At 51.8% G+C, this 13,106-nt stretch carries 16 protein-coding genes; all 16 read left to right on the forward strand.

Translation table 11 applies throughout. The features are described from left to right. Positions 1–46: 46 nt before the first annotated feature. The 16 genes from cydB (at position 47) to ORD20_RS12560 (ending at position 13,068) form a co-directional block, all read left to right on the forward strand. Entirely contained in the window at positions 47–1,057 is a 1,011-nt protein-coding gene (gene cydB / locus ORD20_RS12485; RefSeq protein WP_103374368.1) for a cytochrome d ubiquinol oxidase subunit II, read from the forward strand. Between the two features lie 187 nt (positions 1,058–1,244). After that, on the forward strand, positions 1,245–1,646 hold the full coding sequence (locus ORD20_RS12490; protein ID WP_103374367.1) for a hypothetical protein: 402 nt from the start codon (positions 1,245–1,247) through the stop codon (positions 1,644–1,646). A gap of 85 nt (positions 1,647–1,731) precedes the next feature. Continuing rightward, on the forward strand, positions 1,732–2,244 hold the full coding sequence (purE, locus tag ORD20_RS12495) for a 5-(carboxyamino)imidazole ribonucleotide mutase (protein WP_103374366.1): 513 nt from the start codon (positions 1,732–1,734) through the stop codon (positions 2,242–2,244). After that, entirely contained in the window at positions 2,241–3,374 is a 1,134-nt protein-coding gene (gene purK / locus ORD20_RS12500; protein ID WP_103374365.1) for a 5-(carboxyamino)imidazole ribonucleotide synthase, read from the forward strand. Before purE ends, purK begins: the two co-directional genes overlap by 4 nt. A gap of 272 nt (positions 3,375–3,646) precedes the next feature. Then, the gene (locus tag ORD20_RS12505; protein WP_103374364.1) at positions 3,647–4,843 is read left to right on the forward strand and encodes a peptidoglycan-binding domain-containing protein; all 1,197 of its coding nucleotides are present in this window, start codon (positions 3,647–3,649) and stop codon (positions 4,841–4,843) included. A 378-nt stretch (positions 4,844–5,221) separates the two neighbouring features. Then, the gene (locus tag ORD20_RS12510; RefSeq protein ID WP_430626228.1) at positions 5,222–5,875 is read left to right on the forward strand and encodes a twin-arginine translocation signal domain-containing protein; all 654 of its coding nucleotides are present in this window, start codon (positions 5,222–5,224) and stop codon (positions 5,873–5,875) included. A gap of 30 nt (positions 5,876–5,905) precedes the next feature. Further along, positions 5,906–6,460, forward strand: a complete 555-nt coding sequence (locus ORD20_RS12515; RefSeq protein ID WP_430626229.1) for a hypothetical protein — start codon at positions 5,906–5,908, stop codon at positions 6,458–6,460. A gap of 97 nt (positions 6,461–6,557) precedes the next feature. Beyond that, the gene (locus ORD20_RS12520) at positions 6,558–6,896 is read left to right on the forward strand and encodes a cbb3-type cytochrome c oxidase subunit I (RefSeq protein WP_430626230.1); all 339 of its coding nucleotides are present in this window, start codon (positions 6,558–6,560) and stop codon (positions 6,894–6,896) included. Next, entirely contained in the window at positions 6,893–7,270 is a 378-nt protein-coding gene (locus ORD20_RS12525) for a hypothetical protein (protein ID WP_430626231.1), read from the forward strand. Before ORD20_RS12520 ends, ORD20_RS12525 begins: the two co-directional genes overlap by 4 nt. Further along, the gene (locus ORD20_RS12530) at positions 7,267–7,836 is read left to right on the forward strand and encodes a cytochrome c oxidase subunit 3 (RefSeq protein ID WP_430626232.1); all 570 of its coding nucleotides are present in this window, start codon (positions 7,267–7,269) and stop codon (positions 7,834–7,836) included. The genes ORD20_RS12525 and ORD20_RS12530 overlap by 4 nt, the downstream gene beginning before the upstream one ends. A 33-nt stretch (positions 7,837–7,869) precedes the next feature. Continuing rightward, positions 7,870–8,103, forward strand: coding sequence for a hypothetical protein (locus ORD20_RS12535; RefSeq protein ID WP_430626233.1), 234 nt, complete (start codon positions 7,870–7,872; stop codon positions 8,101–8,103). 143 nt (positions 8,104–8,246) lie between these two features. Continuing rightward, positions 8,247–9,146: a heme o synthase gene (locus ORD20_RS12540; protein WP_103375071.1), complete on the forward strand. Its 900-nt coding sequence runs from the start codon at positions 8,247–8,249 to the stop codon at positions 9,144–9,146. Between the two features lie 105 nt (positions 9,147–9,251). Beyond that, positions 9,252–10,238: an MFS transporter gene (locus ORD20_RS12545; protein ID WP_430626234.1), complete on the forward strand. Its 987-nt coding sequence runs from the start codon at positions 9,252–9,254 to the stop codon at positions 10,236–10,238. A 399-nt stretch (positions 10,239–10,637) separates the two neighbouring features. Beyond that, positions 10,638–10,928, forward strand: a complete 291-nt coding sequence (locus tag ORD20_RS12550; protein ID WP_103375074.1) for a hypothetical protein — start codon at positions 10,638–10,640, stop codon at positions 10,926–10,928. Between the two features lie 380 nt (positions 10,929–11,308). After that, a complete protein-coding gene (locus tag ORD20_RS12555) occupies positions 11,309–11,671 on the forward strand; it encodes a hypothetical protein (RefSeq protein WP_430626235.1) in 363 nt (120 codons plus the stop codon). Then, positions 11,668–13,068: an alpha/beta hydrolase family protein gene (locus tag ORD20_RS12560; RefSeq protein WP_430626236.1), complete on the forward strand. Its 1,401-nt coding sequence runs from the start codon at positions 11,668–11,670 to the stop codon at positions 13,066–13,068. Before ORD20_RS12555 ends, ORD20_RS12560 begins: the two co-directional genes overlap by 4 nt. The last annotated feature ends 38 nt before the right edge of the window (positions 13,069–13,106 follow it).

The following is a 13,106-nucleotide window of genomic DNA, read 5'->3' on the forward strand; positions in this document are numbered from 1 at the left end:
ATAGGGCGGCGCGGGGAATAGAACAACCCAAAGGGAGGGAATTGCCGTGTTGAACATCACATGGTTTGTCCTAGTGGCGATAATCTTTGTCGGGTATTTTTTTCTTGAAGGATTTGACTATGGCGTGGGAATGTTGTTGCCCTTTATGGGGCGCAGTGATCGCGAGCGACGGATTGTCTTAACGACTATTGGACCGTTTTGGGATGGCAATGAAGTATGGCTTATTGCCGCAGGTGGAGCCATATTTGCAGCCTTTCCCCAGTGGTATGCGTCAATGCTCAGCGGGTTTTATTTGGCCATTTTTCTCTTGTTAGGAGGGCTAATTCTTCGGGGCGTTGCGATTGAATTTCGCAGCCGCGTTGAAGGACTGAGGTGGCGCCGTTGGTGGGATGCCATGTTCTTCATTGGAAGTTTACTACCCCCCTTGATTTGGGGAGTAGCTTTGGCCAATTTGGTCAAAGGAATTCCGATAAATGCGCAAGGAAACTATGTGGGCACCTTTTTAGGGTTGCTTAATCCCTTCGCCATTGTGGGGGGGTTGACGGTTGTCGCAGTCTTTGTGTTTCATGGAGCCTCCTTCTTGATGCTGCGAACGTCCGGTGAGCTGTATCACCGAGCCAAGCGTGCGGCGTTCACCATGGCTCCGGTCGTCGTGGGGATTTTCTTTGTTTTCATTGTGATGATGTACTATGAGACGGATGTCGTACGCCGCCTTGGGCTCGATCCTGGGCCTATTCCTCTCCTCGCGTGGTTGAGCGTGATTGGAACGTGGGCTTTTGTCCGGAGGGGTCACGACAAATGGGCCTTCATTTCATCGGGTTTGGCGATAATGCTTGGGACCGTTTCTATGTTCTTAGCGATGTTTCCCGACGTCATGATCAGCAGTTTGAACAGTCATTGGAATTTAACGATTTATAATGCGGCGTCAAATCCTTACAGTTTGCAAGTGATGAGTATCATGGCCGCCGTTATGCTTCCCATTATTGTGGCATATCAAGCATGGAGCTATTGGATTTTTCGCAGGCGTTTAACGGATGATACCAAACTTGAGTATTAACAATGAAGTGGGACCAGGGCTTTTTAGGGAGTCCTGGTGACAATTTCCATTGCATTTCTATCGCCTGAAAGAGCCCCGTCTGGTGCCGAATGTGATACGCTGTAACATAGCAAAGAAACCTGGATCCGTTCGTGACCTTCGGGACTTCTTCGGCGTTATGTAAGTAAAGGGCTCGGGAGTGAGCAGTATGCGTGCAAAATTTTTCGCGATCATCATGATGGCGATTGTAGCTTCTTTTGCTTGGGTGCGGTATCATGCTCCGCTCCATTTCGCTCCTAAACCTAATATTTCAGTGTCTGTATCGGCCAAAAAACTTGGTCACCTTCCGACTATTGCGTTCCCCGAACTGGAAAATATGATAAAGCAAGGCATGGTCTATGGTGTGAACCTGCGTACCGGCTCGTCGATTGCTTTATTTCTTGCCCGAACGCCCAATAATCCAGCAAATCTTGAGATTATGCACTGGCCTCCGCAACGCTTTGCGGCCATTGCTGTCATTGCGCATCCTACGCAAAAATTTGGTACGCATTGGCGGCAAACGGAACACCAGATACACTGGTTGCACATTGCGCCTGATCTTGCCCAATGACAGTGCAAGGTAGTCTTTCCTATCGGCTATAATCAGGGAAGAATGTCATAAGGTACGTAATGGCGGAGGAATGGGGGAGCAAGAGATGTCAGTAGCGGTCATCATGGGCAGCCAGTCTGATTGGACTGTCATGCAAGAAGCAGTGCAATTTTTGCAGACTATGGATATTCCTGTCGATGTGCATGTGTTGTCGGCGCACCGTACACCAGAACGCATGGCAGAATTTGCTCAAAATGCGGAAGCCCAAGGATATCAAGTCATTATTGCAGGGGCCGGGGGCGCCGCACATTTACCGGGTATGACGGCCGCATATACCACACTTCCAGTGATTGGTGTGCCGGTGCCGTCCAAGCATCTTGCGGGTATGGATTCTCTCTTGTCGATTGTCCAAATGCCTGGGGGCATTCCGGTCGCGACGGTCGCCGTCGGTCAAGCAAAAAATGCTGGCATCCTGGCTGCCCAAATCATCGCCCTCTCACAACCAAGGGTGCGAGAGCGGCTGCATCAATATCGAGCAACCCTCAAAGCAGAAGTTCTTCATAGTGAAGAGACCGTCAAAATAGCGGCACATAAAGGTTTTGGAGGGCAAAACGAATGACGACGGTTCGACCGGGAGAGTACATAGGCATTATTGGTGGAGGCCAGCTGGGGCGCATGATGGCGGACGAGGCACATGATCTGGGATTCAAAGTCGTGGTGCTCGATCCGGATGAAAATGCGCCGCTGTGTCAGGTGGCAGATGCCCGCATTATTGCGGATTATGGTGACCAAGCGGCGGTTGCTAAGTTAGCACAAATGGCAAAGGTTGTTACCTATGAATTTGAAAACGTGGATGCTGCGGTGTTGGCAGCGTGTGAGGCTGAGCGTCGATTATTTCCCAATACACGCTTATTGAGCATATCGCAAGATCGCATTCAAGAAAAGGCTACGTTTCGGGCTTTAGGTCTACGTACAGCCGATTACTTGGCTGTAACAGGTGTTCAAGGAGAACCATGGACGCAAGTAGCGCGGTTCCCGGTCATTGTCAAAACGGCTCGAGGCGGTTACGACGGCCATGGACAAAGGATATGCGGATCCGCCCAAGAGCTGCAGGGCGTGCTTGAGGAGTGGCGCGACATTCCCGTGGTGGTTGAGCAAGTGGTACCGTTTGATAAAGAGGTATCCGTGGTATTAAGCCGAGACCAAGGGGGACAAATTGTCGATTTTGGATTGATTGAAAACCATCATCGGAATGGCATTCTCGATTTTTCCATATCGCCGGCTCCAGTGGCTCCCATCGTGCGAGAACGGGCGACGTCCTATGCATATCGCCTTGCCATCGAACTCGACCTAGTGGGAACTATGGCGGTTGAATTTTTTGTCATTGGTGATGACGTCCTAGTTAATGAAATGGCTCCGCGTCCGCATAACTCGGGACATCTTACCATTGAAGCCTTTGAGTACTCGCAATTTGCACAGCATATCCGAGCTGTAGCCGGTTTACCATTGGGACAAACGCGTCAGTTGAGTGCGGCGGCCATGGCGAATTTACTAGGAGATATATGGACGGCCTCCGATCAACCGAATTTTTCTGCGGCCCTCGCCATCCCCTCGACCCACTTGCACCTTTATGGTAAAGTCACCCCTCGGCCGGCGCGGAAAATGGGGCATCTAACGGTCTTAGCAGATAGTCCCAATACGGCCTTGCGGCGTGCGGATCAAGCGCGGCGAGCCCTTACGGGGCCTTAGGACAAAGGCCCGGAAAACTTTCGAAACTCATGAGTCGGCCGAATCCATTCATACGAAATAATAACCCTCGCGTCCCAACGCGGGGGTTATTATCCTTTTTCAAGGATTTCACGTTCGCCTTTCCGCTCATCACGTGTGTACATATGAGCATTGGGCTACCACCTGCTTAACTCGATAGGTTTACATGAAATGAGTGGTTTTTATGGCAACAATTGCCGACGGATGTCATAACGTACGGTGTAACGAAAAAAGCACAACGAGGAGGGCTGGACATGGCGTTATTTGACGAGACCTTTGCTCCATATGTCCCGTTTGGCAGTCGGGTCTTATCAGTGGGAGCTTTAGGGACTGATGTGGCTGTTTTGCAGGCCGTGTACAACGTGATGATACAAGCGATGAATCCCCCACAAGGTGCTCTAGGCGAGCCGATTGCGATAACAGGACGATTCGACGACATGACCGCTGTAGCGGTTGCCAACATTCAAGAATACTTTGGTTTGCGCGTGGACAATGTGGTGGGACCCCAGACATATTGGGCTTATGGACAAGGTGTCGGTCCGTATACTCCCTATGGGGGACCCGCTTATGGCAGTCGCGAACTAAAGGATGGAATGTATGGCGGTGATGTGATGATTCTGCACAACCGCCTTAATTGTTTTCGCTATGCGTCCTTGATTGGAGGGGCTAGTGACACGTTTACGCCCCGCACGGTTGAGGCGGTGGCGGCTTTTAAGATAGATGCCGAGAATAATGGGGATACGGGATTTCCGCCAAACGGCATTGCCGGGTTTGGATTTTATGATGCTTCGTGGCTCTATGCGGTGGCCGGGGGCCGTTCGCTTAGTCTCGGACGCAAGGGATTTGATGTGGTTTTTGTGCAAGTGCTACTGCAGAACTTGGGTTTTTATGGCGGCCGAATTACTGGATATTTTAACGACGAGATGGTGGTGGCGACCAAACACTTTCAAGAAGCTGTTCATATTGCAGCCGATGGTATCATTGGCCCTGTAACGTATTTTCACATCGGCAAAAACAATGCGGTTGCGGCGCCGAGTCCGTTATCGATAGCGTGGCCGCCTGCCGTTAAGCCGCAAGTGAGTGTTTGCAGTGCGCCGTTGATGACCGTAACCTCCGATTTGCATCCCTATGGCAGTGCATCGTTGGTGATTAATGAGTTAGAGGGTTTCGAAAGTTTGGATGTGGTAGCAAATTTTGTACCGGCCCCGCAAACTTTTGGTAAGAGATTTCAACGATATTTTTTTACGTTAACAAACCCGGTTACAGGAAATCTTGTGGTCACGACTCCCATGTTTCTTACTTCCGCAAAGGAGCCCCCTCAGGATTGGGCGGGGAGTTACTCGCCAGGAGTCTCTACCATTCCTTTGGGGGTCGTAACGGTTCGGGCCGGCACAGTTGATGGAGTTTTGGGGCCAGCCGTCTTGAGCGCAAACCTTCATGATTGCCATTAATCACGGAAAAAAGAGGGCGTTACGCCCTCTTTTTTTATTATCCTTAACAGCTCATCTGGATTGGAATACAAAGCTTTCAGCGCGCGGGCATTATAACTTGACCTAAAGCTTATCTCTGTATTGCGAGAAATGAACAGTCTCTGCAATATTTGAGGGATCCATTCGCATATAAACGTGTTACAATTTGCTAGTACTGTTGAGTAGTTATTAAACAGGCAATAAAGGCTAGGTATTACCAGTCATCTTAGTGAAGCAAAGATTTTTGTTAACTGTTGCTGACTCGAACAATTAAAGTTTTATAACCTCAGCAACGGTTGTTAAGTTGCGAAATACATGGGTCTCGCCGAAGTATTGAGATCCTGTGAAGGAGGTAAAGGTGTGGAATACGAGTCTCCCAAAGATGAGAAAACCCCGAATACTGAGAACAGTGAAGAAAATCAATGGAGCCGGCGGCAATTTCTCGTGGGCACGGCGGCGATTGGCGTGGCCGGCGCGGTGACGTTGTTTGGGCGCCAGAGTCTCGTGAATGCGGCGCGGAGCGTATTTGGGTCGCCGGTGAGTTCGGGGACCGTGCATTTGTATGCCTATGACTACTACTACATTCCGAATTACATGACCTGGCGGGTGGGCGACCGCATGGAAGTCATCTTCCAAAACCAAAGCCATACCCACTGGCATGAATGGACGATGGGCCGGCATGTCAATGAGGCCTATTTTCAAGCGTTTGGCAATCTACCGGCCGATGCGTGGCAAGAAGACTTCTGGGATGGGGTGCCGGTGACGTTAAGTGATCCCTACGGCATCGACAACTTTGTGCCCAATCAAGCGATTGTGACCTATGTGGGGCCCAAAGCGGCGTACAACATTCAATCGGGGGGCGATTTTAGCCCGACGTTGAAGCCCGGGGGCAGCCTGCATTTGTCGTTTACGGTGCCGAACAAGCCCGGATTGTGGGATTTCGGCTGTTTTGTGCAGCAATACATTCACTACCGCACCGGGATGCGGGGCCAAGTGATGATCCTGCCGGCCTAAGCGCGGCGAGGGAAAGGAGGAAGTGCCCGCATGGGAGAAAATGTCGTCTTTGCGGTGCTGTGGGTTGTCTTCAGCGTGCTGGGGGAGATCGGCGACCGCGTGATCATTCGGCACAATCCGATGTACTACATTGTGTCCAACCAAGGGCAGTTGGCGCTGCAAGCGTTTAACTTTCTGATGGTGGTGCTGACCCCGATTTTTGTGTTTGTGGTCCTCTTTTTGGTCTTTACGATGGTCCGGTTCACCACCAAGCGCGGCGAAATGCCGCCGGCCAATAAGCGCTTTGCGATTGACAACAAAGCGTTCGTCTTGGTCTGGGTGGGCGGCTCGATTGCGTTAAATCTGCTATTTTTCCTGCATCCGACGACATCAGCGATGGAGCAGATGTTTGCCTTGGATCAGCCCGCCGCGAATACCCACGACCTCGTCGTGGATGTGACGGCGCGGCAATGGCAATGGATTTTCAGCTATCCGGTCTTATCGAAACTCTCCGGGATTGGCGTGTGGTTGGTGCCGGTGGGGATTTTGACGGTGTTGTTCAGCCCCTTGCTGGGGGGAATGGTCCACTGGCTGGCGGGGGTATGAGCCGCTGGCGGGGCAAGATGCCCGAACGGGATTTTGTTCTCACTATCTTGGGGCGTGCTGGCGCTGACCATGTCCTCGCTGATTGTGGCGTTGAAACTTGGTCGCGACGGTGATGTTCCGGCGGGCGCCGGGGCTGACGTGGGGGCGGTTGCCGCTGTTTGTGTGGGGGCAAGTGACCGTCAACCTGCTGATGTTGATTTGGTTTCCGGAAATCCAGACCACCTTTGTGATGGCCTTGCTGGATAAAGTGGTGCCGTTGAACTTTTTCACGGCGACGGGCAGTCCGCTCACGTACCTGATGTTGTTCTGGCTGTTTGGCCATCCGGAAGTGTACATTATCGCCGTGCCGGCGTTTGCCATCTGGAACGAAATTAGTCCGGTCATGGCGCAGAAATCGCCTTTAGCCAGTTTTTCCTGCTGGGCTTGCACGGGATGAACCGGTGGGTGCCCGCGTACCCCGCGTATCTGCAGCCGATGAACTTCGAGGTTTCGATCTTCGCGTTTATCTTGGGCGCGGCGTTCTTGGGCAATATTTTGTACATTGGCTACTGCTGGCGGAACGGCGCGCAGGCGGGGGAGAACCCGTGGGGCGCGAAGACGCCGGAATGGTTTACGAGTTCGCCGGCGCCGCGGTATAACTTCCCGGTCCAACCGGAAATTGTGGGGAGCTTGTATCTGTATGGCGAGGGCACCAAAGTGCCGGTGGTGACGACGGCGCTCGGGGAACTGGCCGCGACCAGTCGGGCGACGCAGGATCCGCAGTTTGACTGGCACGATTACGCGCCCGACGGAGGAGGGGTTACGTCATGACGAATGCACCGGAACAGCGCCGCAGTGCGGCGCTGACCCCGGCGAACTACCGGGCGGTCCGCTTTAGCATGTTGTTTTTCATCGCGACGCAAATCGTGCCCTTTGTGGTGCTGTTTGAAGCGAAGTATCTGTACGACGGATCCTATGTCTCACCCCAAGCCGACCAAGGCTTTGGCGTGGCGGGGGCGGTGCTGATGGCGCTGAGCGCGTGGGTCGCGTGGCAGGCGCTGCGGGCCCGGACGGAGCCGGACGCCCGCGAGCGGGTGGCCACCCGCTTGAAAGTCGCCGCGGGGCTTGGCTTGCTGGCGATGTTGACGGTGATTTACCAGTGGGGCCTGCGGTATGCGTCGCCGCAAGGACGCTTTGGGGAAATGTATTACGTGATTTCGGGCGCGGACATGGTCTACGCGGTGGTCGGGCTGATTATGGTGGGCATCGCCATCTTACGCAACGCCCGCCAAGACATGGCTCCGGAACGGTTTTGGACGGCGGAAGCTAGCGTGTACTTTTGGGTGTATGTGGCGTTGGCGTGGATTGCGAGCTGGGTGGTCGTGTTTTTACTGTAAGCGCCAAGACGCGAGAAATGGAGGCCTGAGGATATGAGCGGAGGATTTTGGCCAACCTTACCTTTGAAGATTCCCTATAGCGAAGGGGTGCCGCATTGGTGGGACCCGGCGTGGTGGATTTTTCAGATTGTGGTCATGACGATATTGTTGTTGACGCTCCGGCGCGTGGCGCTCAGTGTCGACAAAAGCGACAAGGCGGCGAAGACGTCCGCCAGTGGGCGTCGGCCGGGCGCGAGTTCGGACCAGCCCCCGTCGATTCCGGGTTGATTAAGGAGGAGGCTGGTATGCAAATGCCAGCCTTTCCATATTCACCGCTTGGCAAATAGGAAGCGGCAAGTTATAGTTAGTTCGATAGTATTACTAATTGAGTGCCCAATTTTGGGCACAAGCTACAAATGGAGGTCGCGCTAATGTACGCCCAGTCGGTATCTGTCCCGCGGAGCTTCTCGTCTGTCTTGATGGACTACGTGACGCTCATGAAACCACGAATTATTTCTTTATTGGTCGTGACCGCCTATTGCGCCATGGTTGTCGGGGCAGGCCGCCTGCCTTCTATTGGACTGACGCTGTTGACGCTGGGAGGTCTTACGTTGTCGAGCGGTGGAGCTCACGCTGTCAATATGTGGTACGATCGTGATATTGATAAGGTGATGCGCCGCACGAAAATGCGTCCTGTAGCACAAGGTCGAATCCCTGGTTCGCATTCCTTGGCATTTGGCATCATATTGCAAGCGATATCCTTTGTCGGATTGGGCCTATGGGTCAATTGGACTACGGCGTTGTGTTCATTAGGCGGGTTTTTATTCTATGTTTTCATTTATACAATGTGGTTAAAGCGACGGACGCCTCAAAATATTGTTATCGGTGGTGCAGCAGGAGCCTTTCCGCCTTTGGTGGGGTGGGCTGCTGTCACGGGTACAATTGGTTGGCCCGCTATTTTGATGTTTTTAATAATCTTTTTATGGACGCCACCACACTTTTGGGCACTGGCCTTATATAAGCAGGATGATTACCGTAAAGCCGCTATTCCCATGATGCCCGTAGTTCGCGGCGAGCACGTGACAAAAGTGCAAAGCATGGTGTACACATGGTTGCTCTTAGCTGCTTCAGTGGCCCTATATTTTACGGGTACGGTGACATGGGTATACTTGGCAATTGCTGTAGCACTTGGAGTTACCTTTATTGGCTATCATGTTTTTTTGCTCCGGGAGCATGAGCCTGATACAATATGGGCCAAGCGGACCTTTAAATTTTCTTTGCTGTACATGATGGCGATTTTCTTTGCCATGGTTGTTGCGATTCCGCACTAACTGCAATGGAAAGAGTCAACAGGCCACGTGCCCGTGGCCTGTTTTTAATGTACTGGTAGTGATAGTAAAATTTGAAAGTGGGAAAACTGGTGTTGCCGGGGTATAGTGGGACAGAAGACAAGCAAGGGAGGGAGGATCTGGGGTGAAACCGAGCTTGGCGGTGTCTTGGGTCAGTATTTTGGATGGCCTGCCGTGTTTATTATTAACTTGCCAATTGCTTTAATTGTCTTGGCCATGTTGCGGAAAGCACCGCCCTCGGAAATTGTCACGCGCCCTTTGCCCGATTGGGTTGGTGGGTCAAGTTTCAGCGCCGGTCTGGCGAGCGTGCTGTTGGTATTGATGGGCCAAGGGACTGTCCGTCTTGTGTTTTTGGTATTGGCGGTCTTTTTCTTTGGGATTATGGCATGGCGGCAAAAAGTGGCTCGGACGCCGTTTTTGGATACAACACCGTTGGCCAATAAGGCTGGCATTGCGGTAATGGTCGGAGCGGGCCTTATTGGTTTAGACATGTCTGCGGCGATCTTTGTTCCTGCTTTAGTGCAGGCCGACTTGCATTACTCGGTACTGGAGTCGGGGCTCGCGCTCTTGCCAGCTGCCTTTACAGGGGCCCTGCTGGCAGGGGCAGGGGGTGTGATGGTGGATCGCGTGGGAGCTAAACGTATTCTTGCCGTCGGACTAGCAGCAGCGGCTATTGGTGGCGTTTTATTAGCATGGCCGCCGTTGACATTTTTACGATTTATTTTGGCTATGATAGCACTGGGCATGGGGACCGCGTTCACTATGGGAGCTCCGCTAAATCGCTTGGCGTTGGATTTGTACCGATCAGAGCAAGCAGGCGAAGCGTTGTCCTTGATGGCGGTATTTCGCGCCACAGGCCTCGCGGCGGGGCCTATTTTGCTTACCGCTGCTAAAGTCCTGCACGGATTTACCGGTATGTACGGAGCTGTTGCACTCGCGTCCCATCATGCCCCGCGGCGGCGTTATTGGCCGGGCCGGCCACTCCAATCCCTCCCCGGGGTGAAATATCGACGAGAGCTATGCGGATATGGTGCGCCTGACCCCAGTGAAAGAGCTGGGGTTCTTGCCACTTAGCTTCCCATGCGCAGTATTTGCACCATGAGGCCATGGCGATGACAACGGCCCCGTTAGTATCTACGAAAGAAGTCTTCTGCCACTTATCTGCAGCGACGGACCACACTTTATATTTGGGCGCCGCCTGGGGGGCCGTGCCACACCCTGAGAGCCCGAGAACGGATAGGGAGATGAAAATACTAGCACGTAAACGTATGTGCACAATGCTACACCTCGCGTGTTTTGTGGTTATTGTAGCATGCCCAGTTCGGTCGGACTAGTTTTCATGGCTAGGGGATAGCGGAAGAGTTTGTCTGCCAAATAATGGGGCATATTGATTCTATAAGAAATTTCTTTTATTATATAATTCATATCTGTTGTTAGCCTAACATTCAGACAACGGCAGTGGGAGTGGTACAAATGGGCACGGTGGTATTGAGCGCTGTCGGGGTCGACGTGGGTGATGCCTTGTGGATACTCATTCCGACAGCAATGTTTGTCAGTTTCGGATGGTGGATGCTTAAGTGGCTAGGTAATGGGCCAAAAGAATCAGCCTACGGCGATGAGTATCCGAAATGGTTGCAGCCGCCGTCTGAGGACAGACCCCGCACATTACCTCCCACATGGGCAGTAATTCGGGGAGGAAAGCGCAATACTGCCGTTACGGTACGTCCAAGGCGCAAGACCGAAAGCCACCATAGTTCTTCTTAATCGCATCCCACCCGAATAGCCGACTGTTCGGGTGGTTTTGCATGTGAGCTCTGATTTCTCTATCCGCCCATAAAAGGACTCATTTCCGTCTCTTCCTTTCAGGTTATGACGTGGACTCTTTTCGTGTGTATCGAGGCGTCTTAGTATGAGCGTTTTTGGATGGGTATCGCTGCGAACCACGAAACGATGTTGCTAAAGAGCCCCCGAAGCACGTTTGTTGTCCGATCTCCGGTATGTTAGCGACTCGGTGTAGCATCCAAGCGACATCGTTTGAGATGTGGATCCGTTGTACCAAGGTTTAGACCTTGGTGAAATTACGGGTGACTCGACATTGAGGGTCCGTGCAAAAACATTCATACTAGAGACCAAGGGGTGATTTTATGAGTGAATGGGAGTTTAATCCACCAGATTTAGAGGATTTTTTTCGCTATGCCACGATTAGTGCCTATGCCGCTAGCGAGGATGGCGCCCAGATTGTTCTTGGAACAAATTTAGGCGGCGTTTTTGATGTGTGGGGTGTGCGACCCGAAGTGGGATATCCTCACCAACTGAGTCATATGGGGCAAATGGTTCACGACTTGCATTATGACCCGCAAGGTCGATACATACTGGTGAGTGCTGATCACGACGGGGACGAGAATACCCAATTATATTTACTACCACCGCGTGGATTGTTCTTCATGTATCTAAGGATGGGAACCGCATTTACTATGCTTCCGATAAAGAGAATGCCCTGTTTATGAACAACTACCGGTTCCATCTTGACACTGGTCAAGAAGAAACATTGATTGTGGGCGCCGAAGGACCCACCTATATTGCTCAGGTGTCGGAAGATGAGACATGGGTTGTTGTGTTGAAGATGTTCTCTAACACATACGTGATGGGACTCTACGGAAAACTGGGTGAGGACACGATGCGTCCGTTGGTTCCAGATCCATCCATCCCCCATGTCATCTATGGGGCACAGTTTTACAAAGAAAGCACCATTTTTGTCACGACCAATTATCAAGAAGAGTTTAGCTATCTAGCCCGGTATGATATCGCGACAGGCACGTTAACTAAGCTTATCGCTCAAGAACGCGAGGATTTGCGCGATATTCAAATCGACCGTAAGCGAAACCGGCTATTTATTATGGGGACAGGTGGCGTAGAAGATCACCTCTATATGGTGGATTTAGACAGCGATGATTGGGTCTTGCAATCATGGCCTCTCCCTGTGAGCGTCGTCGCGAATTGGAGCGTTACCAATGACGGAGTGGTTTATGTTTTAGGGCAATCGGAAATTCTCCCCAATAACTTATACCGTGCGGAACCGTTTCACGCTTGGACTCCGTTGACGGATAATCGCTCCATGGGCATCTCCCCTGCGACAGCCACCAAGGCGACTATTGTTCGTTATCCTTCTTTTGATGGCACGCTTATCGAAGCCTTGTGGTTTTCACCCCAAGCTGACCGTCGCAATGGGTATACCATTATTTGGCCGCACGGGGGCCCGCAAGCGGCCGAACGCAAACAATTTCGTAGCGTTGTCCAGTATTTGGTGAGTCAAGGTTATCAGTTTTTTGCTCCGAATTTTCGCGGGAGTACCGGATATGGAAAGAGTTTTGCGCGCCTCGTAGAAGGTGATTGGGGAGATGGGCCGCGGCGTGACCTGATTGCCGGAATTGAATGGTTGATAGAGCAGAGAATGGTTGAGCCTGGGCATTTGTTCCTGCTTGGAGGAAGTTACGGGGGGTATATGAGTCTACTGCTCCATGGACGGCATAGTGAATATTTTCGTGCGGTGGTGGATTTGTTTGGGCCTTCAGACTTACGCACCTTTTATCATTCCGTGCCAGATTCCTGGAAACCCGTGATGAATCAATTTTTGGGCAATCCCGAAGAAAATCCGGAGAAATTTGTTGAAGACTCACCTATAACGTATGTGGAATATATGACACGACCGATGCTCGTCATTCAAGGGGCCAATGATCCTCGGGTTGTTCAACACGAATCAGACCAACTGGTCGATGCGTTGCGCAAACGCGGACGAGATATTGAGTATATGGTGTTGCCTGATGAAGGACATGGTTTTAGCAAAAAGGAAAACGAGATCGCGGTGTACCGCCAGATTGTGGATTTCCTTAAACGTCATCAATGACACACCACGCTGAGATGACTATGATTAAAGCAAGTACT

It is taken from the genome of Sulfobacillus thermotolerans (assembly GCF_039623705.1).
Classification (GTDB): domain Bacteria; phylum Bacillota; class Sulfobacillia; order Sulfobacillales; family Sulfobacillaceae; genus Sulfobacillus; species Sulfobacillus thermotolerans.

Excerpts from the sequence above, each read along its gene's own strand:
- ORD20_RS12490 (WP_103374367.1), top strand. The coding sequence starts at position 1,245 with ATGCGTGCAAAATTTTTCGCGATCATCATGATGGCGATTGTAGCTTCT.
- purE (WP_103374366.1), top strand. The coding sequence starts at position 1,732 with ATGTCAGTAGCGGTCATCATGGGCAGCCAGTCTGATTGGACTGTCATG.
- purK (WP_103374365.1), top strand. The coding sequence starts at position 2,241 with ATGACGACGGTTCGACCGGGAGAGTACATAGGCATTATTGGTGGAGGC.
- ORD20_RS12505 (WP_103374364.1), top strand. The coding sequence starts at position 3,647 with ATGGCGTTATTTGACGAGACCTTTGCTCCATATGTCCCGTTTGGCAGT.
- ORD20_RS12515 (WP_430626229.1), top strand. The coding sequence starts at position 5,906 with ATGGGAGAAAATGTCGTCTTTGCGGTGCTGTGGGTTGTCTTCAGCGTG.
- ORD20_RS12525 (WP_430626231.1), top strand. The coding sequence starts at position 6,893 with ATGAACCGGTGGGTGCCCGCGTACCCCGCGTATCTGCAGCCGATGAAC.
- ORD20_RS12530 (WP_430626232.1), top strand. The coding sequence starts at position 7,267 with ATGACGAATGCACCGGAACAGCGCCGCAGTGCGGCGCTGACCCCGGCG.
- ORD20_RS12535 (WP_430626233.1), top strand. The coding sequence starts at position 7,870 with ATGAGCGGAGGATTTTGGCCAACCTTACCTTTGAAGATTCCCTATAGC.
- ORD20_RS12540 (WP_103375071.1), top strand. The coding sequence starts at position 8,247 with ATGTACGCCCAGTCGGTATCTGTCCCGCGGAGCTTCTCGTCTGTCTTG.
- ORD20_RS12550 (WP_103375074.1), top strand. The coding sequence starts at position 10,638 with ATGGGCACGGTGGTATTGAGCGCTGTCGGGGTCGACGTGGGTGATGCC.
- ORD20_RS12555 (WP_430626235.1), top strand. The coding sequence starts at position 11,309 with ATGAGTGAATGGGAGTTTAATCCACCAGATTTAGAGGATTTTTTTCGC.
- ORD20_RS12560 (WP_430626236.1), top strand. The coding sequence starts at position 11,668 with ATGAACAACTACCGGTTCCATCTTGACACTGGTCAAGAAGAAACATTG.